Annotated in this window: 20 protein-coding genes; 3 read left to right on the top strand and 17 right to left on the bottom strand. The window is 46.9% G+C overall.

The genetic code is table 11. The features are described 5' to 3' along the window. Positions 1–116 precede the first annotated feature (116 nt). Complete coding sequence (locus tag AC1HDP_RS16995) at positions 117–890, bottom strand: phosphatase PAP2 family protein (protein ID WP_479639663.1); 774 nt, start codon at positions 888–890, stop codon at positions 117–119. 340 nt (positions 891–1230) lie between these two features. Between AC1HDP_RS16995 and AC1HDP_RS16990 the strand changes: the two genes are divergently transcribed. Then, the gene (locus tag AC1HDP_RS16990) at positions 1231–1569 is read left to right on the top strand and encodes a DUF1904 family protein (protein ID WP_479639662.1); all 339 of its coding nucleotides are present in this window, start codon (positions 1231–1233) and stop codon (positions 1567–1569) included. 202 nt (positions 1570–1771) lie between these two features. Next, positions 1772–2296 carry an NADPH-dependent FMN reductase gene (locus tag AC1HDP_RS16985; protein WP_479639661.1) on the top strand — a complete coding sequence of 175 codons (525 nt, stop codon included), beginning with the start codon at positions 1772–1774 and terminating at the stop codon, positions 2294–2296. Between the two features lie 78 nt (positions 2297–2374). On the opposite strand, the gene AC1HDP_RS16980 is transcribed toward AC1HDP_RS16985, so the two are convergent. The 5 genes from AC1HDP_RS16980 to AC1HDP_RS16960 all read right to left on the bottom strand — a co-directional run bounded on the left by AC1HDP_RS16980 (position 2375) and on the right by AC1HDP_RS16960 (position 7975). Next, positions 2375–3616 (bottom strand): dicarboxylate/amino acid:cation symporter, encoded by a 1242-nt coding sequence (locus AC1HDP_RS16980; RefSeq protein WP_140931393.1) that lies wholly within the window; start codon positions 3614–3616, stop codon positions 2375–2377. A 343-nt stretch (positions 3617–3959) separates the two neighbouring features. Next, positions 3960–4775 carry an ABC transporter permease subunit gene (locus tag AC1HDP_RS16975; RefSeq protein ID WP_479639660.1) on the bottom strand — a complete coding sequence of 272 codons (816 nt, stop codon included), beginning with the start codon at positions 4773–4775 and terminating at the stop codon, positions 3960–3962. Beyond that, a complete protein-coding gene (locus AC1HDP_RS16970; protein ID WP_479639659.1) occupies positions 4772–5674 on the bottom strand; it encodes an ABC transporter permease subunit in 903 nt (300 codons plus the stop codon). Before AC1HDP_RS16970 ends, AC1HDP_RS16975 begins: the two co-directional genes overlap by 4 nt. Next, positions 5671–6810, bottom strand: a complete 1140-nt coding sequence (gene potA, locus AC1HDP_RS16965) for a polyamine ABC transporter ATP-binding protein (RefSeq protein ID WP_140931383.1) — start codon at positions 6808–6810, stop codon at positions 5671–5673. The genes AC1HDP_RS16970 and potA overlap by 4 nt, the downstream gene beginning before the upstream one ends. A gap of 67 nt (positions 6811–6877) precedes the next feature. After that, on the bottom strand, positions 6878–7975 hold the full coding sequence (locus AC1HDP_RS16960; protein ID WP_479639658.1) for a polyamine ABC transporter substrate-binding protein: 1098 nt from the start codon (positions 7973–7975) through the stop codon (positions 6878–6880). A 502-nt stretch (positions 7976–8477) separates the two neighbouring features. On the opposite strand from AC1HDP_RS16960, the gene AC1HDP_RS16955 reads away from it, so the two are divergent. After that, positions 8478–8816 carry a DUF3634 family protein gene (locus AC1HDP_RS16955; RefSeq protein WP_479639657.1) on the top strand — a complete coding sequence of 113 codons (339 nt, stop codon included), beginning with the start codon at positions 8478–8480 and terminating at the stop codon, positions 8814–8816. Between the two features lie 534 nt (positions 8817–9350). On the opposite strand, the gene AC1HDP_RS16950 is transcribed toward AC1HDP_RS16955, so the two are convergent. From AC1HDP_RS16950 to AC1HDP_RS16900, 11 genes are read right to left on the bottom strand one after another with little or no spacing between them, the layout of a single operon-like run. Then, positions 9351–9893: a DUF3833 domain-containing protein gene (locus tag AC1HDP_RS16950; protein WP_479639656.1), complete on the bottom strand. Its 543-nt coding sequence runs from the start codon at positions 9891–9893 to the stop codon at positions 9351–9353. Further along, complete coding sequence (locus AC1HDP_RS16945) at positions 9881–10483, bottom strand: chalcone isomerase family protein (RefSeq protein ID WP_479639655.1); 603 nt, start codon at positions 10481–10483, stop codon at positions 9881–9883. Before AC1HDP_RS16945 ends, AC1HDP_RS16950 begins: the two co-directional genes overlap by 13 nt. Next, positions 10480–11067 carry a DUF2878 domain-containing protein gene (locus AC1HDP_RS16940; protein WP_479639654.1) on the bottom strand — a complete coding sequence of 196 codons (588 nt, stop codon included), beginning with the start codon at positions 11065–11067 and terminating at the stop codon, positions 10480–10482. The genes AC1HDP_RS16945 and AC1HDP_RS16940 overlap by 4 nt, the downstream gene beginning before the upstream one ends. After that, complete coding sequence (locus tag AC1HDP_RS16935; protein WP_479639653.1) at positions 11067–12323, bottom strand: class I SAM-dependent methyltransferase; 1257 nt, start codon at positions 12321–12323, stop codon at positions 11067–11069. Before AC1HDP_RS16935 ends, AC1HDP_RS16940 begins: the two co-directional genes overlap by 1 nt. Positions 12324–12325: 2 nt before the next feature. Further along, positions 12326–13102, bottom strand: a complete 777-nt coding sequence (locus AC1HDP_RS16930) for a DUF1365 domain-containing protein (protein ID WP_479639652.1) — start codon at positions 13100–13102, stop codon at positions 12326–12328. Next, the gene (locus AC1HDP_RS16925; RefSeq protein ID WP_479639651.1) at positions 13102–14355 is read right to left on the bottom strand and encodes an NAD(P)/FAD-dependent oxidoreductase; all 1254 of its coding nucleotides are present in this window, start codon (positions 14353–14355) and stop codon (positions 13102–13104) included. The genes AC1HDP_RS16930 and AC1HDP_RS16925 overlap by 1 nt, the downstream gene beginning before the upstream one ends. Continuing rightward, positions 14352–15125, bottom strand: a complete 774-nt coding sequence (locus AC1HDP_RS16920) for an SDR family NAD(P)-dependent oxidoreductase (protein ID WP_479639650.1) — start codon at positions 15123–15125, stop codon at positions 14352–14354. The genes AC1HDP_RS16925 and AC1HDP_RS16920 overlap by 4 nt, the downstream gene beginning before the upstream one ends. Next, the gene (locus AC1HDP_RS16915; RefSeq protein WP_479639649.1) at positions 15122–15610 is read right to left on the bottom strand and encodes a nuclear transport factor 2 family protein; all 489 of its coding nucleotides are present in this window, start codon (positions 15608–15610) and stop codon (positions 15122–15124) included. The genes AC1HDP_RS16920 and AC1HDP_RS16915 overlap by 4 nt, the downstream gene beginning before the upstream one ends. Positions 15611–15632: 22 nt before the next feature. Further along, positions 15633–17114 (bottom strand): deoxyribodipyrimidine photo-lyase, encoded by a 1482-nt coding sequence (phrB, locus tag AC1HDP_RS16910; RefSeq protein ID WP_479639648.1) that lies wholly within the window; start codon positions 17112–17114, stop codon positions 15633–15635. Then, the gene (locus AC1HDP_RS16905; RefSeq protein WP_479639647.1) at positions 17107–18057 is read right to left on the bottom strand and encodes a MerR family transcriptional regulator; all 951 of its coding nucleotides are present in this window, start codon (positions 18055–18057) and stop codon (positions 17107–17109) included. Before AC1HDP_RS16905 ends, phrB begins: the two co-directional genes overlap by 8 nt. 4 nt (positions 18058–18061) lie before the next feature. Continuing rightward, positions 18062–19018, bottom strand: coding sequence for a YbgA family protein (locus AC1HDP_RS16900; protein ID WP_479639646.1), 957 nt, complete (start codon positions 19016–19018; stop codon positions 18062–18064). Positions 19019–19310: the final 292 nt, after the last annotated feature.

Here is a 19310-nt window from a genome sequence, read left to right as displayed (position 1 = left end):
TAGCGACCGATTGTTTGCCGCGGGCGTTAATCCCTGGGCCAGTCGTTAAATATAAAAGGCGCCTCATTCGGGCGCCCTTAAACTCACGGATTAACGCATATTGGCGACTATCCGCTCTAAGATTCACGCGCGGGCAGTTTTTTAATCCAAAAACGCCGACTTACGTTTACCAGCAAAATGCAACTCACAGCCAGCGCGCCGCCAATCAAGGTGGAACCGAGTACATCCACCGGCCAATGTAAGCCCAATAACATCCGGCTCAAGCCCATAAGCACGGCCCATAAACTTAATATCATAGGTAGCACGACTAAGCCTGACGCCACTAAATAAAAACAAACGATTAAGCTAAATGACACCGCAAATTGAGTGTGACCCGAGGGGAATGAATAACCCACTTCTTCGCGCCACTGGCTCGCTATCCGCTCTGACATAGGCAATTGCCGCGCATGGGTAGCGATGGCATTGGCGAGCATGTCGGTGCGCTGCGCTAAGCTTTGCTCATAAAAAAAGTCTGCATCCATTTCATCACGATCGACAAACCAGCTTAAATTGGGGCGCGGCTCTTTAAAATGCAGTTTTAATTCATGATTTAAGCCAATGCCAACCGCCTGACTGATGGCGACCGCTAACAATAACGATATCCACATGGGCCGAGTTAAGCGCATTGCACTGACCATCAGCACCAACACGATAGTACCTATGCCATAAGGCGTAGTCCCTGACCAAGTGATCCAATACAACGCCTGCGCCGGCCAGTCTTTAAGATCGAGCAAAGGGAACAATTGGGTTTGCTGCCACAGTAAACCCAGCGGCACTAACAGCAGTAACAGCCACATTACCGCTATATATCCCGAGGCTAGGCCTTGGTGACCAAAACGTGATTTCGTCATTGACTATCCTTTCGCTCAATGGCCTAAGGCCGAGTAGAGGGTAATGCCACATCATTTATGCTTGATTCAATGTTAGTGCCCATGACTTAAATCCAAGCGCTTAAATCCAAAGGCTTATATCTAAGCACTTACACCACCAACAAAGCCAAGTGTGTCATCAAAGCGCGTGAGTGTAGCTAATTTTGCTCACAGGCCACAAAGTTCAAAGATTACATTTACTTAATCTAGCAAGATAGCTTGTTTTTCAATCACGTCCAACTAACGCTTTGCCGCGCAAAAGTTGGCAGTCAGCCAACTGGGGATTAGAATAGCGACTCATTAACTTTTGAAGAGAATTCTTATGCCGCATTTTCGTTGCCGCGCCATGACAGCTGAGCAAGTGCAAGCCTTATCGACCCCACTGGTAGATGCCTTAGGTGAGCTGATGAATAGTCCGCGCGCGCATTTTACTATCGAGCATATTCCTGCCAGCTTTTTTGCAGAAGGCCAAGCTATTGCCGCTTATCCTTTTATTGAAGTGCTGTATTTTGACCGTGGCCAACAAGTACAAGATGAGATAGCAAAAACTGTGACTCAATTAGTGCGTACTGCCATGAATAAGCCAGAGCAAGATGTTGCGGTGATTTTCACTAAGCTCACCCCAAGTGATTACTATGACAATGGCGCCCATTACGGCTAAGCCCATAGTTCATTACCAACCCATTCGGGTTATGTCCCGAATGGGTTAATCCCCCACAAGAAACTTAGACGCCAGCGCTTAAATACCCAAGCCAGATAAAACTCCTAGCATTAGCACCGCTTTGATTGCCAAGCATAGCCTCGTGACTATAGATTAAGCTTAACCTTAGATGTCATTTCTCTCACAGCCCAAGGAATAACCCATGAAAATAATCGCATTCGGCGCTAGCAGCAGTCGTCACTCCATTAATAAACAACTGGCGAATTACGCCGCCCACTTAGTGACCGGCGCCGAGGTGGAATTACTCGATTTAAATGATTTTGAGCTGCCACTTTTTAGCGAAGATAAAGAAAAAGAAATTGGCCAGCCTGATGCCGCTAAAGCCTTTTACGCTAAGCTTGGAAACGCTGATGCCATAGTGATTTCCTTTGCAGAACATAATGGCAGCTACACTGCCGCCTATAAAAATCTGTTTGATTGGACATCGCGTATCAATATGAAAGTGTTTCAAGGTAAGCCTATGGTGCTACTGGCCACATCGCCAGGCCCAGCGGGGGCTGCCAGCGTGCTCAGCTCAGCCATGAACTCCATGGGTTACTTTGGCGGCGTGATTAAATCGCAACTGTCATTACCGGCCTTTTATGACAACTTTGATGTAGAAGCGGGACAACCAACACAGCCAGAATGGCAGGAAAAATTCAACGCTGTCATGGCGCAATTAGCTTAACGCCAGCAGCTAATTTCTTACTGACAAAAAAAACGGCAAGCCTAGGCTTGCCGTTTTTATTTGATTACCTCAGTAGATTTACGCTTTAGCTGCGTATAACTCTAGTTTTTCAGGGCTATATCTATCCATCACAATGGCGCACGCCGCATCACCAGTAATGTTGAGTGAGGTTCTAATCATGTCAAACACTCTATCTAACGCGAACAGTAATGGTAAGCCATCAATCGGAATGCCTGCTGCAAGCAATACCGCGACCACTAAGAATGACGGGCCAGGTACGCCAGCTTGACCAATAGCGCCTAAGGTTGACGTAAAGATAATCGCAATATAAGCGGTCATGGTTAAATCAATGTTGTACATCTGCGCAAAGAACATAGCCACTAAGCCGTAGTAAATGGCGTTACCACTCATGTTAATGGTGGCGCCAAGAGGCAGCACAAAGGCGGTGGTCGCTTTAGAAACGCCAAGCTCTTCTTCACAGGTTTCCATGTTAACAGGCAAAGTAGCCATAGATGATGCGGTTGATAATGCCATAACCTGCGGCTTTTTCATGGCCGAGATAAACTGACGGGCGGTAACTTTAGAGAAACACTGCACCATTAATGGGAAGAAGATAAAGCCATAAATCAGAATCGCCGCCACAAACACAGCAAATAACTTAAACACCACTTCTAACGCTTGGAAACCAAAGGTACCTACAGAGTCGGCCATCAAACCAAACACACCAATAGGCGCAATAATCATGACGCAGTTAATCATCCACACAAAGGCTTCCACGGTAGTGTTTAAGCCATTAATCAGCGGCTTAGCGCCATCGCCTTTCACTTTGGTCAGGGCAATACCAAAGAAGATACTGAAAACTAAAATTTGCAGTATGTTGCCGCCATATAAGGATTCAAACACGTTAGTTGGGATCATACCGATTAAGGTATCAACCACACCCGGCACTGTGCCTTGCTCGGCAGTGACTGTCATTAAGTCTTGACCGTGACCGGCGAAATCTACGCCGCTACCAGGCTTAAATACTGAGCCCATGACTAAGGCTAAAGTAACAGCTATGCCAGAAGTGACGAGAAAGAAGCCAAAGGAGCCTATGCCAATTTTACCGGCAGATGGGCTGTTACCTAAACTCGCGGCGCCAGCAACAATGGAAACTAATACCAGAGGGATCACTAGCATCTTAACTAGGCTGATGAAAATCGTACCTAGCGGAGCAAACATAGAGGCGCTGTCGCCCATCATCATGCCTACTGCCGCGCCGATTATCATGGCGATCACAACTTGCACGCCTATGTTTTTAAAAAAACTCTTGTTTATCATGCTTACTCCCAAAGTTATCTCATCGTCGATAGCTTATTTTTGTATTGGAGTAACCATAACATTCACCCATGGCGTTAACTGTGCACCATACCCGCAAAACGCCAAAAAATAGCTTTTCATCAGAAAAAGACAGCTTATGGTGATAATTATTTAAAAATTTAGCGATATAACCAATAAAAACTCAGATCTTACACTAAGTTCACCGTTATTTTTTAATTATCTTTATTTGTGTTTAATCTTTAAACAGTGAACTTCCCCCAAAAATGGTTATAAGCACATTTTTTATACAGCGCAAACAAAGATAGGAGCCTAAGCTCCTGTCTGTTTACTATATAACCGCGAGCTATGACTGCTGCGCGAGCATACGCTGTTGGTTGCGACGCATCACAAACCAGCTTATTAAGGCAATCAGCGCCACCGTTAATATGATTAACGTAGCTAATGCATTGATTTTAGGCGTAACCCCCATTCGCACCGACGAAAATACCACCATAGGCAAAGTGGTAGCGCCAGGGCCTGAGGTAAAGCTTGCTATCACTAAGTCATCAAGGGATAAGCTAAATGCCAGTAACCAGCCGGCTAATAGCGATGGCGCTATCATGGGCACTGTGATGAGCATAAAGGTCTTCATAGGTGTGGCGCCCAAATCCATGGCCGCTTCTTCAATGGAGCGGTCAAGCTCACGCAAACGCGACGACACAACCACGGCCACATACGCGGCGCTAAAGGTGGAATGCGCAATCCAAATAGTTAAGCGCCCGCGCTCCAGCGGCCAACCTACAAAGTCCGCCATATGCACAAAGAGTAGCAATAGCGATAAACCGGTAATCACTTCTGGCATCACCAAAGGCGCAGTAATCATGGCTGAAATACTGGTTTTTACCCGAGAAGTGCGATAACGCGTCATCACCATAGCAGCCAGCGTGCCTAAAATTACGGCCATGGTCGCAGAGTTAAAGGCGATGACTAAGCTTGTCCACACAGCATCTAAAATCTGCTGATCCCGAAATAACTCGCCATACCATTTAACCGAAAAACCGCCCCAAATGGTCACTAATTTCGAGGCATTAAAGGAGTAGAATACTAAGATAAACAAGGGCGCATATAAAAAAATCACGCCGCCAATTAAGCCTAAGGTAGATACACTCACGCGCTTCATGACTTAGCCTCCAAACTCTTAGCTTGATAGTGATTAAAGCAAGCAATAGGAATGGCTAATAAGAACAACATAACTACCGCCAACGCCGATGCCACCGGCCAATCTCGGTTGTTAAAGAACTCTTGCCACAAGACTTTACCTATCATCAAAGAATCGGGGCCGCCGAGTAATTCAGGAATAACAAACTCACCAATGGCCGGAATAAATACCAATAAACACCCAGCCATAACGCCGCCTAAGGATAACGGCCAAGTCACTTGCCAAAAGCTAGTGAACTTATGGGCGCCAAGGTCGGCTGCGGCTTCCAATAGACTCTTATCTTGACGCGCCAAATTGGCGTACAAAGGCAAAATCATAAACGGCAGATACGCGTAAATCATGCCGATATACACGGCAATATCGGTATTTAAGATGTCTAACGGTTCTGAAATCGCGCCAAGATACAGCAATACCTGATTGATTAAGCCGTTGTGGCTAAGTAACCCCATCCACGCATAAATGCGGATTAAAAATGAAGTCCAACTAGGCAGCATCACCAGCAGCAATAACATGGCTTGGCGCTGCGGCGAAGTTTTGGCGATGGCGTATGCCATCGGATAACCCAGTAACAGGCAGCCGAGCGTGGCAATGAAAGCCATCTTAATCGAGCCAAAATAGGCCTCAACATAGAGGCTGTCATCCAGTAGCAGCAGATAATTGCCAAGATTCATGCTCGCAGTCAGTATGTCATCCATAAAGCTGAACATGGGCTCATAAGGCGGAATGGCCATGGCCGCCGATGAAAAACTGATTTTGACTACTATGGCAAAGGGCAAGGCAAAAAATAACACTAGCCACAGGTAAGGCAAGCCCACCGCGACCAGTTGCCCTAAACGCCTAAGTTCACGCGGCGCCATCATGAATTAAGTACCACGGCGCTAGTGTCATCCCAGCTGATATAGACGTTATCATCCCAAGTAGGTTGGTCAGCGCCGCGCTCACGGTTGAGCATAGAGCATTGCACTAACTGGCCATGAGCCAAGCGAATGTAGTACACAGAAATACCGCCAAGGTAGGCGATATCATGGACTATGCCTTCGGCCCAGTTATAGTCTTGCTCGGGCTTAGTTTTACTCACTAAGGTTTTTTCTGGGCGCACCGCTACCCACACTTGCCTGTCGTCCAGCTGAGTGGTGATACCATGGCCAAGATAAAATGGCTGCGCTAACGCTGGTGATTGAATAATCACGTGATCGGCCATGTCTTCAATAATCTCGCCAGCAAACATGTTCACTGAACCAATAAATTCGGCCACCATGCGACTGTTCGGACTTTCGTAAATATCTTGCGGCGTGCCGGTTTGCATTACCCAGCCATCGCTCATGATGGACATGCGCCCCGCCATCGTCATGGCTTCTTCTTGGTCATGAGTCACCATCACGCAGGTCACGCCAACACGTTCAAGAATTTCAACCACTTCAAGCTGCATTTCGGTGCGCAGTTTTTTATCAAGCGCGCCCATGGGCTCATCTAACAATAATAATTTAGGGCGTTTCGCGAGCGATCGCGCTAAGGCGACACGTTGGCGTTGACCACCAGATAATTGATGCGGTTTACGTTTGGCAAACTGCTCCATGCGCACCAGTTTTAGCATTTCTTGCACGCGGGCAGTAATTTGCGCTTTGGGCAACTTATCTTGCTTTAGGCCAAAGGCAATATTTTGCTCCACCGTCATATGGGGAAATAACGCATACGACTGGAACATCATGTTGATAGGACGCTCATAAGGAGGAAGATCGGTAATGTCTTGACCGTCTAAAAAAATGCGCCCTTCGGTGGGTTGTTCAAACCCGGCAAGCATACGCAGCAAGGTAGTTTTACCTGAGCCTGAGCCGCCTAATAAAGCAAAAATTTCACCACGTTCAATCGATAACGACACTTCATCAACCGCGCGGCAGCCATCGAACACTTTAGAAACTTTTTCAATTCTTAATATCACATCAGTGGCACTCTTTGATGCAGACAAAGGTGCCACTACCGACTTATTTTGAGTCATAACGTATCCAGATAAAAAAGGCCAGCGCTGGGCTGGCCGAAAGTAATGTGTAGGCCGAATCTTAGACTTAGCGTCCCGATTTAACTCGCGTCCATACCCGAGTCATATCGCGCTGCGCCTTTAAATCGCGGGTTTCATTCATAAACAATTTGGACATCACATCCGCTGGCGGATAAATGGCAGGATTATTTTTAATCTCAGGGTTCATTAAGGCTTCGGCTGGCACGTTGGCGTTAGCATAAGCCACATAATCTGAAATCTTGGCGATCACATCTGGGCGCATCAGGTAATTGAGTAACTGATGGGCGTTATCACTGTGTTGTGCGCCCGCAGGAATCGCCAACATATCAAACCATAAGTTAGCGCCCTCTTTAGGAATGGCGTAATGCACATCTTGACCAGTGCTCGCTTCATCGGCGCGGGCGGCGGCTTGGAAAATATCGCCAGAGAAACCAAAGGCCATACAAATATCGCCATTGGCTAAGTCAGTCACAAACTTAGATGAATGGAAATAACGCACATAAGGACGCACGCTTGCCAGTAAATCACCGGCTTTTTGATAATCGGCGCGCGCGGTGGAATTTGGATCTAACCCCAAATACAGCAAGGCGTGCGGGATCATTTCATCCGGTGAGTCTAAAAATGAAATACCGCAACTGGCGAGCTTTTGCGCATTGGCAGGATCAAAAATCAGCGCTAATGAGTCTACCTTGGCATCGTTGCCTAAGGCTTGCTGCACTTTTGCTAAGTTATAGCCAAGACCTGTGGTGCCCCATAAATACGGAATACCGTATTGATTGCCAGGATCGGCGGCTTCTAGCTGCTGCATCAATACAGGATTGAGGTTGCTGTAATTGCTGAGCTTAGATTTATCCAGCGGCATAAAGGCGCCAGCTTGGGTTTGTTTGGCTAAAAAGTGATTGGTGGGCGCCACTAAATCGTAACCGCTGCGACCTGACAACAACTTAGCTTCTAGCACTTCGTTACTGTCAAACACATCATAAATGACGCGAATGCCAGTTTCTTTTTGAAAATCCTGCAATACACCGGGCGCAATATAATCAGACCAGTTATAAACGCGCACTACTTCTTCGGCGTGGATAGCTGCACTCGTTAACGATGCCATTAAGGCCACACAACTCACAGTCAATCTCAGTAGCTTCATGCTTTACTCCTCATAAAACCACCCGGAAATACCGGTGACAACAGGTTAAACAAGCTAAGGCTTAACCAAACAATTTGGGGGCGCGTAATGTATCACGCTTGGCGTAAAAGTCAGCGCGCAAGCCTCATTAATTTGAGCTAATCGACTAAATTGCCATCAATTTATCACAATCCTTGCCAGCGTGTTGGCTCGGCCTAGGTGATACTCGCCCGTGTGCTTACCCATTAGCCGCACGCATGAGACAAGATGCGATTCAAAGGTTAGTGACTGATAGCCTAAGCGTAAGCTTGAGGACTAGCTCACTTACAACACTAAGTTATGTAAGGCCTTGATTCGAGATAACATCAGATAGCGCAGAGCGCGACCTAAGTCGCAGCTTATTGTCCACAAACCAATTAGGCTGACTTGGCTAAGTCTGTAATATTACTTGCCTTTAAAGAATGGATGCGGCACAAATAACTATACTTTCGCAGGCAACCGCCGACTTGTAGGAGCGCCACTTATGGATATTGCAATCAAGACAGTCCTCATTATCATCGGCTTTTATGTGGTTTATAAGCTCATGTTTGGCGGCAAATCGGGATTAACTCTGTTTGAAATGCACTTTAAACAAGGGCGGCTAACTAGCCATAAAGGTAAAATTCAGGACAAGTTTGAGCGCGAAGCCCGCGCCATAGCCAAAGCTGAAAAACTCACCTGCACCATCCGCGCCGAGCGCTCTGGCAGTGTGCGCCTGCATATTTCCGCTAATGTCAGTGATGATGTCAGTCAACGCCTGCGTAATTTATTCCCGTTTGAATACTATGAGCGCAAAGACGCTGATAATGGCCGCCGCGCCTAACCTCTAACCTTGAATCGCTAACCACGGCTTGTAGCACTCACAAGTACTCAGGTGTGTTCGCACCATAACGTTCGTACACACATTAGCGCTGCCCGCTTGCTATCGCGTGTAGTTCTAACTCAATCTTGGCCTAACTCAACTTAGATCTAACTCAACTTAGATCTAACTCAATCTTGGGGGGGGGATGGCAGCTCTCGAGGATTATGTTTTAGTTAAGGTTTGGAAATAGCGTACTGATCCACGGTAAAGATTGTTGGCATCCCTCATGGTCAGATTTTGCTTTTAATTTGGTGGAGAGTATTCATTACTTTTTGCATCTTTAGTTATCAAATAGCAAAAGGCAGACCTTCGAGCTGTGGCACATTCACTCACCTCACCTATCCAGCAACGGCGCAGCAGACTTGAGTTCGCCGTGTTCACCAGAGTTAAATTCCAGTGGCCATTATCCTAGTGTCGGCGCGTCGTTAGCAACAAAGTTGAACTGACCACTTACATGCAGCTGCGCAGCCATGACTAAAGCGGCAATAGCGCTTCTTAAGGCTGCTTTTGGATGACTAAAGTCACAGTGGCGACTGTGACACCAAACTTGTTGATATCGCTCTTATTTATCATGGTGCGCTCATCAATGAGATACATCCAATCATCAAACTCGACTTCATAAGTATCGCCATCCACAGGCAATAGCATTTGATAGCGCCACTGCAACGCACTGCCGCGCGCCTCGCCTGTTGCTACCCCCAAAATATCTGCGGCTGTGCCTTGGTATTGGCCAGCGTCTAATTCAGTTAAGGTCCAAATACGGCGCTGCGTCTCACCATCATCATACACAAAGGCTTCATCTAAGGTGCCAACGCCATCGCGCCACTGGCCTGTCATAGTCACCACAAAGCGGCGCGTCATCTTACCTTGATAATCTTGCACCATGCCATGAGCGGTTAACTGACCATCAAAAAATCGCGATAACACTAATGTGGGCTGAGTGCCTTGATAGTCATCAATATCGACACTGCCGCAGCCAGACAATAACAAGGCTGCGCCGAGGCTCACAGCCAGCAACAAACGCGTTAGCAGTCGCATGATTTTTCCCCTATCAGTTCAAGGCGCAATTCTGGGTAACTGGTTTGTGGTGACAACCAAATGGCTAAAAAGCTATTACTAAACTGCTCGTCAAAGCTTGGGCCAATTTTGTCGCCATTAAAGTAAAACTGACTCATGCCATCGCTATCCCACTGCAAGGCTAAGCTATCGCCTGCGGTAACATTCGGCCAAAACCTTGCAAGCTCAGTGAGCCAGCGCTGGCCGCCATCTGTCATTAAGCCCAAATGCTGCCACTGCTCACGGGTGGCATCGAGTAAATCCGTGGCGCTGATTTCGCGCTGATAACGTATCTCTAAAGTTAGTGGCGGAATTATTCCCTGATATTGCCCACTTGGGGTTAATAAGGTCGCCACATAAACATCAAACCACATTAATGACATTTGCGTGCGCCCCACTTCCAGTGACACAGGTGCAATCGCACCTGCGGCATCATCAGGCGCTATGGCCTCTGCCATATCGATGGCAATAGGAATAGTGATGGCAACTGCGGCTTTAGCATCGGCATAAGCGCTGCCAACGCCAGCTAGGCTGACTAACAAACTGCTAAGGACTATCAATGAGAGTTTCACTGTGGTGAACCTTGGTTATCACTCGGTGGATGATGGCGTGGATGTTGATATTCTTGGTAAACAATTGATTTTATATAAATAAACACTAAGGCCCATAATGGTGCTAGCACCAATAACAGCGTGGTTTCACTCCAAGTGGAGCTAACCGCGCCAAGCTTTAGCCCCGCGATATAACTGCCGCTGCCGCCAATAGCGCCCACTAAGGCGACAGATAGCCATGACCAGCGCCACATGGGGTGCAAACTGTATAAACAACTTAAGCCAAAGTGACACCAAAGTAAGGCAAGCCATAGAGGTAAATCGGTAAACACTAAGACGCCGCCATAATTAAGCAAGCTATCCAAAAGCACGCCCGGCATAGCAATTGCCAGCATAAATACGCCATCGTAAATTCGGCGCCGACTAACACTTAGCTGAGCGATTAATACTAGACTTGCGAGCCACACCGCCTCATTGCCTTGCAATATCAGTAACCACCACACCAGCTGAAAGCGCGCGGCATCAAGCACTATGAGTTTGAGCGAGATAACTTGCTCGCGCCCGCTTTGGCAGCCATCAAATATACTGCTGCGCCGGATTGACATTAGTGACTCGCAAACGCTAATGCTTGCGCTAAGCGGTACTCAGGCTTTACCGCCACAAGATGCACAGCACTAGTGGTGCGCTCCAAAAAACCACCTTCGCAATAACTTAAATAGAATTTCCACATCCGAATAAAGTCATCGCCATAACCTAAGTCTTTAATATTGCTGATGGCGTTATCAAAATTGCTGTGCCAGTCATTTAAGGTGCGGGCATAGTCAAAGCCAATATCATCTAAGCTAAACAGCACCATATCGGTTTGCTTAGCTAAACATTGGCTCATGCGCGTTACGCTCGGTAAGCAGCCACCGGGAAAGATGTATTTCTGAATAAAATCAACACTGCTCCTATATTGATCATAGCGTTGGTCACTAATAGTAATGGCTTGGATTAGCATGCGGCCATTGGGTTTTAAGTGCTGATTAAGCATCTTAAAGAAGCCGGGTAAGTATTCATGCCCCACGGCTTCTATCATCTCGATAGACACTAATCTGTCGTATTGCCCCGTTAGTAAGCGGTAATCTGAAGTTAATAACGTAACGCTATCTTCAAGCCCAGCAGCCGCCACTTTAGCTTTAGCGTAGCTATATTGCTCTTCAGAAATCGTAGTGGTGGTTACTTTCACCCCATAATGCTTAGCGGCATAAATGGCCAAGGCGCCCCAACCTGTGCCGATTTCAAGCAAGGTCATGCCGGGGTGCAAGTCTAAGCGTTCACAAATAGTGGCAAGCTTTATTTGCTGCGCCTCTTCAAGGCCGGTATTCACATCAGGATAAATAGCGCTGGAATACAGCATGTCGCTGTCTAAAAACTGCTGATACATAGCGTTGCCTAAGTCATAGTGCGCCACTATATTGCGCTTGGAGCCACTAACACTATTGCGATTAAATACATGTTTTACGCGATTAACAGGCTTTACCAGCCAAGACCACGCTTGCTCAAGCTGCTCAAGCACAGCTAAGTTTCGGGCAAATAGCTGGATAACCCGAGTGACATTTGAGCTCTGCCAATGGCCAGCAATATAAGACTCACCAGCGCCAATGGAGCCTGATAACAAGACTTGGCGATAAAAGGCTGGGTTAATTACATGAATATCGGCATGCAATAGCGCGTGACTATCACCAAAATGCTCAGTGCCATCACTATCGGTAATGCGCAGAAAACCTTGGGATAAATGCTTTAACGCCCGCTTAATTAATCGCTTAGCCACACCCTCTGAAAGAGTCTGCGCCGATGCACTACTTACAGCATTATCCATGGTTACTTCTCCTGTTTGCTGGGATGGGCCATAAATGGCACCCGCTTAAGCCATAATTTGAGGGCTTGCCAATAAATACCCGCCATAATTTTTAAGGTTAATAGCGGGAATCGCCACAACCAGTGCCTGAGGTTAATGGCGGTAAAATCCTTTTTGACCAATGACATAGATGCCATAAATAGTTTTTTATCACGGCGATTTTCAATCACTAAGTTAATCTCGTCACCTGGCGCTTCGACTTTGAAGTGATAATCCATATCTAAGCTCATAAAGGGCGACACATGAAAGGCCTTAGTAATTGGCTCGTTGTTATTAATATCAATAAGATAGCAATGCCTTTGATCCCATGGGGTGTTACTCACTTCCGCCAGTAAATAGCGCAATTGACCGCCGCTATAGCAGTAAAAGCAATTAATCGGGCTAAAGTAAAAACCAAAGTGACGCACTTGCCCGGCAAAAATTACTGTATCTACCTCAGTGTTAGCCCCAAAGGCGCGCAACTTAGATAACACCCTTTGCTTTAACGCCTGTGGGCTAGCATCAAAATTTATGTTGTCATCACGTAAATAATCGCTGCCGTTAAAGCGCAGCAAAGCCCAACGCTGACTTGAAAACAGGCGGCTAACGGATTCTAATGTTGCTAACTCATCTAAATTAATGAACATCAGCCCCAAGTCATAAGCAAACTTATGACCCACACGCCCAAAGCGCTGATGGCGCACTAACCCAGCATATAGGCCACTGGCTAATGGCTTAATGCTTAACTGGGCGCTTAGCATTAAAGCGTCACTCCAAAATTCCGGCAAACATCAAGGGCGCTATTAACGCCATCTTCATGAAAACCATTAAGCCAATAAGCCCCAGCAAAGTGAGTGTGGCGCTGACCACTAATCTCATGTTTGCGAGAGGCCGCCGCAAAACTTTGCTCATCAAATACTGGGTGGGCATAATTAAAGGTGCGTAAAATCTTACGCTTATCTATTGATTCGGTTTGATTTAAGCTCACGCAGAACACAGGCGCTTGGTCAGATAACCCTTGCAGAATATTCATGTTATAAGTGACAGCCGCAGGGCTAGAGCTATCGCCATCTAAACGATAATTCCAACTCGCCCAAGCCGCGCGCCGCTGTGGCAACAGACGTGCATCGGTATGCAGCACAACTTCGTTATTGCGATAAAGCATTTGGCTTAAAATGTCATATTCAAGCTCAGAGGCATCTTCTAACATCGCCAAGGCTTGGTTGCTGTGACAAGCCAAAATCACCTCATCAAAGCGATATTGCTCACCAGAGTCCGTCACTAAATCGACCCCGTTATTAGTGCGCTTAATGGATTTGACGCTGGTATTGAGCTTTATCTTGTCTTTAAACGGCGCGATTAGCCCTGGAATATAACTGCGCGAGCCGCCTTCAAGCACATACCACTGCGGTCGATTGGTTAATTCCAGTAAGCCGTGGTGGGCAAAAAAACGGATGAAAAAACGCAATGAAAACGCGCGTATATCATTAAGGCTAGATGACCAAATGGCAGCGCCCATAGGCAAAATATAGTGCTCGCAAAAGAACTCACTAAAGCCTTCTAATACCAAGAAATCACCTAAACTGCTGGCGGGGAAATTATCGGTTTGATAGTACTTTTTGCATAAGCCATTAAAGCGCACTATTTCACTTAAAAAATTCCAATACTTAGGCTTAAACAAGTTAGATTTTTGGGCAAACATGCTCGCTAAAGTATGGCCATTGTATTCAAGCCCAGTCTTAAGGTTACGCACTGAAAAGCTCATTTGGGTGGGCTTGGGCTTAACCGCAATTCTGGCTAATAGCTTTTCAAAATTGGGGTAAGTTCTATCGTTAAACACAATAAAACCTGTATCAATGGCGTACTTATTACCATCAAGTTCAACATCAATAGTGGCTGTGTGGCCGCCAATATAATCATTGGCTTCAAATACAGTAACGTCATAGCGCTCACACAATAAATGAGCGGCCGTTAAGCCCGAAATCCCTGAGCCCACAATAGCAATCTTGTTCATTTCTTCAATCCCTTTGAAGTGCCTGAGCCTGAACTAGCCTTAGGCTGCAAGCGAATTAACTTATGCCACCAGCGCTTAGGCAACCACGCCAGCAGCTTCATCACAGCGATAAAGCGACGTGGAAAATTGATGGCGTATTGTTTTTTTTCTATGCCGCTCATAATGACGCGCGCGGCTTGCGCAGCACTGATACGCATTGGCATAGCAAAATTATTTTTATCCGTAAGCGGCGTTGCCACAAATCCTGGGGATATGCAGCTCACACTGATGTCATGCTCTGCTAAATCTACGGCTAAACTCGCGGCCAAATAACTCAGCCCAGCTTTAGATGCGCCATAAGCTTCGGCGCGCGGCAAGCCTAAAAAAGTGGCCGATGAACTCATTAAGGCCAAATGCCCTCCCTTGGCCACTAAAGGTAAAAATGCGGCTAAGCAGTAACCAGTTGCAATCAGGTTGGTATGAATGACGCGGGCAAATAACTCATCATCAAACTGGCGGGCATCATCTATGTATTCACACACGCCAGCATTTAAGATGATGATATCAAGGGGCGCTGAGATTAGGCTCGCGACATTACGCCCGGCCTGATGCACTTGCTCACGATCATCAATATCAAAGACAACAGGTGTTACTCCAGTTAAATTCTGTAAACGCTCGGCGCTGCGACCACAAGCAAATACCTGATAGCCCTTAGCCACATAATCCGCGGCTAACTGCGCGCCTATACCTGAGCTCGCGCCAGTAATGAGTACAGATAATGGCTTATTCATGCGCTCACCAACCGGCGGTTTATGATGTTAATGGCAGTGCCTAATAGCGGCACATGCCGATAGAGCATTTGCCCAGCATCAAAATAATCGCGATGAAACACTATCTTGTCGCCACCATTTTTGTCGTCACCTTGACGCAAATGGGTCATGCCGCTCACGCTTATCACTTGGCCGCCATTAAGCTTGGGGTGAGTAAAGTGCATCACCCACGTCAGCGCCGCATCATCCCCTGCGGTAATAACAGTCTCAATCTCAAAGCGCAGCGACTCGACATTGGCATAAAGCCCAGCGAAATAACGCTGCAAGGCACTGAGCCCCTCGATTTGGTGTAAGGGATCAGTAAATCTAATCTCAGCGGCGTAGACCTCAGCGAGTAAATGCAAATTGTGTTTATTTAACACTTGATACATGTCCACAAATTGCTGCACCCAGGGCGCTATGCTTATCTCTTTTGCTATCAAGATGTTTACCTCAGATAGTTGCATTCAAGTTTCTAAACTCAAGCAGTTAGCTCGCTTTCATCACAGCATAGGCCTGTAATGCTCGCGCTCTGGCCATGCCATGCTCGACCATAGGCGCGGGATAATGAGACGCGCCGCTCATAGTGCTAGCACAATCATCACTGCCATCATTGCCATTAACGCCATTAACCCTATGCAAATGCAGATCTTGCAGTTGATGTATCTGTTTAGTGCTAGCTCTTGCTAATTCAGGCAAGTAGCGGCGAATAAAGCTGGCATCTGGGTCGTATTTTTGGCTTTGCAGCAACGGATTAAACACCCGAAAATAGGGCTGGGCATCACAGCCCGTGCCTGCCGCCCATTGCCAACCACCATTGTTGGCGGCGAGATCGGCATCTATCAAATGCTTGCAGAAATATGCTTCGCCCCAACGCCAATCAATCAGCAAATGTTTAGTTAAAAAACTGGCGGTTACCATGCGTAAGCGATTGTGCATCCAGCCCGTTTGATTTAATTGCCGCATAGCGGCGTCCACTATGGGGTAACCGGTTTGCCCTTGACACCAAAGTGCAAATTCCGCGCTATTGTTGCGCCACTGAATGGCATCGCCTTTGCGATTAAAGTTATGGTTACGGCTAAGACGCGGGCATAGCACTAATAAATGCCGATAAAACTCGCGCCAAATAAGCTCATTCACCCAAGTTTTAACCGCGCTATCCTCTGAAAAGGCATCGCTATGGTGCTGCAATAGCGCTGCAAAACATTGGCGCGCCGATAACACCCCAAGGGCTAGCCAAGGCGATAACTGACTGGTGCCAGTTAACGCCGGAAAGTCGCGCTGTGCGCCATAGTGCGCGGCGCCGCCTTGAATAAAGTGCTGCAACTGTTGATGCGCTGGCGCTTCTCCTGCTAAAAAATGGCCAGAATCTACCTTAGGCGCCCGTATGACTATAGGTTTTGGGGAAGCTAGCGCCGCCGCAAAAGCGACTGGCACAGCTAACGGCATGATGGCGCGGCTATCGCTTGCCAGTAATTGCAAAGCTTGGCGTTTCCACTGCCGACTAAAAGGCGTAAATACTTGATACATAGTGCCAGCGCCCGTTAACACTGAGCCTGGCGCCAATAGACAGTGCTCGTCATATAAGGTGAGATTAACCCTTTGGCTCACATACTTATCGCGCTGGCGCTCATCCCATTCCACCTCACTATGGGCATAGACACCAACCACTTGCTGCTGCGCTTGATAATGACTAAACCACTGAGGTATCTCACTAAAATCCGCTAATTCCACTACCTCAAGCTCAAGCCCTAGGGCGGCAAGAGATTGCGCTAACAGATTTAAATGCCGCTCAATAAAATCTAGGCCAATAGCGGCTTGCTGATGCTGCTGCCACTGTTTTGGCGTCGCAATGTATAAGCATTTAACCCTATGCCCTTGGGCGCGAGCAGAGCTCATGGCTTCAAATAAGGGCCTATGATCTGCCACTCGTAAGTCGCGCCGATACCAAACCACATGCGTGCTAGTCATTGAGCTTCTCGCTATTACTATTACTATCACTGTCGCTATCGCGGGCATTAGCAACGGCGCTGTTAACACCAGCATGCGCCAATAACTGACTAAGCTCTGCCCAGTTAAGCGGTTGATGGCAGGCACTGGTATCCCATAACGGTGCAAACTGACCCACTAAGTAGCGACCGCTTGGCAGAGAGACAAGTTCGCAGTTATTTGCCATCAGCGGCAAAGCATCTAAGTCTTCAATATCTAAAGGCAAATGCTTAGGTCCAGCGACTACTAGCCAGATGGATGGGGTAATACGCGGCGCTAATAACCTTATTTGTGGCCAAGGCAGTGAGCCAAAATTCACAAAGGCGCGGCCTTGTTGGCACAATTGCCAGCACAATTGCCAGCTATCTAAATCATCACTGCCCGGCAATGCCAGCACAGCAATAGAAGGTTTTTGCCGAATAGCAGGTTTTAAACGCCAATCGAGTTGCTGCTTAAGCCAGACACTTAAGCCTTGGCCATCTTGGCGCTGAGACAACCATTGAGGCAATTGCCGCAACCAAGGTTCAAACAATTGTTGCTGCAGCATCAACCAAGGATAATGGGCTTCATATTCATCCAATAAATGATGCAATTGCGAGGCGTTAATGTGACTTAATGCGTGCAATAACGCTTGCTGCTGTTGCAGCCATTCATTATCAAGTGGATAAGATGAAGCTTGAGGCGTATTAAGCAAGGGGCGAATTTTACTGATACTGACCCCAGCTTCCAGCCAATGGATAATTTGCGCAATTAATTCAATATCCGCTTGGCTATATAATCTATGCCCCTTAGGAGTTCGCTCTGGCACTAATAGGCCAAAGCGGCGCTGCCACGCACGTAACGTAATAGAATTCACCCCAGTCATTTTAGAGACTTCGCCGATACTAAAGCGCTCAGCGTGAATGAACTTATCATCGGCAATCATGGCGTTATAACCCATACCTGAGTTTAAGCACTTGCGGATGCGGCTGCAGGTACACTTGGTCGGCTATGTATTGGCAGGAAAACTCGCGCACATAATGATTAATCAAGGTGATAGGCACTAATAACGGCAATAATCCTTCGTGATAATCCATAATGGCCGAAGTAAGCTCAGCTTTTTGACTGACCGATAACTGCTTTTTAAAGTAGCCCTGAATATGTTGTAAGGTACTGGTTTGATTCTTACGGGATGCGTGACACTTAAGCGCCGTCATAAAGCCTGTAAAATACTCGCGGGCTACCTCATCAAGATTGTCTTCCATAGTGGCCAGTAATGGCCCAAGCTCGCGATAAATGACCTGATTATGTGCCATCAGCAAGTATTTGTAGCGCGCGTGAAACTGCAATAACTGATGCTTAGTTAGCCCAGCGGCTCGCATGCTTTGCCACTCATGGTAGGCATAGACTCGGGTAAAAAAATTATCGCGAATATGAGGGTCATTAAGCCGACTGGTTTCTTCCACTGGCATTAACGGATAAGTCGCCATTAATTGGCGAGCAAACACGCCAACGCCTGTCTTAGTGGCATTATTGGTGCCCACTGCGTACTCATTGACCCGCTCCATGCCGCAAGTGGGCGATTTTGCGCAAAATAAATAGCCGCCTAAATTCGCAAGTTCAGGCACGGTTCGTTGACTGAACGCTTGCATTTTCTGGGTAACATCTAAGCTTGCGTCAGCGCTTTGTAGCAAAATGGTGTCGTTATCGCGCACTAAGCGAATGCTTTTACGAGGCGCCCCCATGCCTATGGCCATTTCAGGGCAAATAGGATGAAAATCAAACATATCCTTAAGATCATACAGCACATAAGTTGAGCGCTTATGACCACCATCAAAGCGAACTTCTTGCCCGAGCAGACAAGCGCTGATCCCAAGCTGAATTCGTTGCGGGGTAAATGCGTACATAACTACCATCCTTGTATTGCTTTAGGGGTATACACCACAAAGCTATACAAGATTTACAACTTTGTACAAGTATTAAACATTAATATTTTTATGTAACAAGTGTTAGTGCCGTTTAAGTGCCTCATTTCGCCAGCTCAAATAAGACGTTTTGACCTAGGCGTGGACAAAAGGCAGCACCTGCTTAAAAATAGCCGCGCGTATTGGTAACAATTTTCTGAATACTCCCTAAAAACCCGCGATAAATTTGGCATTAATTTTGCCTTAAGTGGTTGATCTTTTTATTAGGCAAACG

It is taken from the genome of Shewanella sp. ISS20 (assembly GCF_056522965.1).
The sequence above is the reverse complement of the archived record's forward strand: the minus strand, read 5'-3'. Positions and strand labels throughout refer to the sequence as shown.

What these genes read in the sequence shown, in the direction of transcription:
- AC1HDP_RS16995 (WP_479639663.1), bottom strand. Translation starts at nt 890, where the DNA reads ATGACGAAATCACGTTTTGGTCACCAAGGCCTAGCCTCGGGATATATA.
- AC1HDP_RS16990 (WP_479639662.1), top strand. Translation starts at nt 1,231, where the DNA reads ATGCCGCATTTTCGTTGCCGCGCCATGACAGCTGAGCAAGTGCAAGCC.
- AC1HDP_RS16985 (WP_479639661.1), top strand. Translation starts at nt 1,772, where the DNA reads ATGAAAATAATCGCATTCGGCGCTAGCAGCAGTCGTCACTCCATTAAT.
- AC1HDP_RS16980 (WP_140931393.1), bottom strand. Translation starts at nt 3,616, where the DNA reads ATGATAAACAAGAGTTTTTTTAAAAACATAGGCGTGCAAGTTGTGATC.
- AC1HDP_RS16975 (WP_479639660.1), bottom strand. Translation starts at nt 4,775, where the DNA reads ATGAAGCGCGTGAGTGTATCTACCTTAGGCTTAATTGGCGGCGTGATT.
- AC1HDP_RS16970 (WP_479639659.1), bottom strand. Translation starts at nt 5,674, where the DNA reads ATGATGGCGCCGCGTGAACTTAGGCGTTTAGGGCAACTGGTCGCGGTG.
- potA (WP_140931383.1), bottom strand. Translation starts at nt 6,810, where the DNA reads ATGACTCAAAATAAGTCGGTAGTGGCACCTTTGTCTGCATCAAAGAGT.
- AC1HDP_RS16960 (WP_479639658.1), bottom strand. Translation starts at nt 7,975, where the DNA reads ATGAAGCTACTGAGATTGACTGTGAGTTGTGTGGCCTTAATGGCATCG.
- AC1HDP_RS16955 (WP_479639657.1), top strand. Translation starts at nt 8,478, where the DNA reads ATGGATATTGCAATCAAGACAGTCCTCATTATCATCGGCTTTTATGTG.
- AC1HDP_RS16950 (WP_479639656.1), bottom strand. Translation starts at nt 9,893, where the DNA reads ATGCGACTGCTAACGCGTTTGTTGCTGGCTGTGAGCCTCGGCGCAGCC.
- AC1HDP_RS16940 (WP_479639654.1), bottom strand. Translation starts at nt 11,067, where the DNA reads ATGTCAATCCGGCGCAGCAGTATATTTGATGGCTGCCAAAGCGGGCGC.
- AC1HDP_RS16935 (WP_479639653.1), bottom strand. Translation starts at nt 12,323, where the DNA reads ATGGATAATGCTGTAAGTAGTGCATCGGCGCAGACTCTTTCAGAGGGT.
- AC1HDP_RS16930 (WP_479639652.1), bottom strand. Translation starts at nt 13,102, where the DNA reads ATGCTAAGCGCCCAGTTAAGCATTAAGCCATTAGCCAGTGGCCTATAT.
- AC1HDP_RS16925 (WP_479639651.1), bottom strand. Translation starts at nt 14,355, where the DNA reads ATGAACAAGATTGCTATTGTGGGCTCAGGGATTTCGGGCTTAACGGCC.
- AC1HDP_RS16920 (WP_479639650.1), bottom strand. Translation starts at nt 15,125, where the DNA reads ATGAATAAGCCATTATCTGTACTCATTACTGGCGCGAGCTCAGGTATA.
- AC1HDP_RS16915 (WP_479639649.1), bottom strand. Translation starts at nt 15,610, where the DNA reads ATGCAACTATCTGAGGTAAACATCTTGATAGCAAAAGAGATAAGCATA.
- phrB (WP_479639648.1), bottom strand. Translation starts at nt 17,114, where the DNA reads ATGACTAGCACGCATGTGGTTTGGTATCGGCGCGACTTACGAGTGGCA.
- AC1HDP_RS16905 (WP_479639647.1), bottom strand. Translation starts at nt 18,057, where the DNA reads ATGATTGCCGATGATAAGTTCATTCACGCTGAGCGCTTTAGTATCGGC.
- AC1HDP_RS16900 (WP_479639646.1), bottom strand. Translation starts at nt 19,018, where the DNA reads ATGTACGCATTTACCCCGCAACGAATTCAGCTTGGGATCAGCGCTTGT.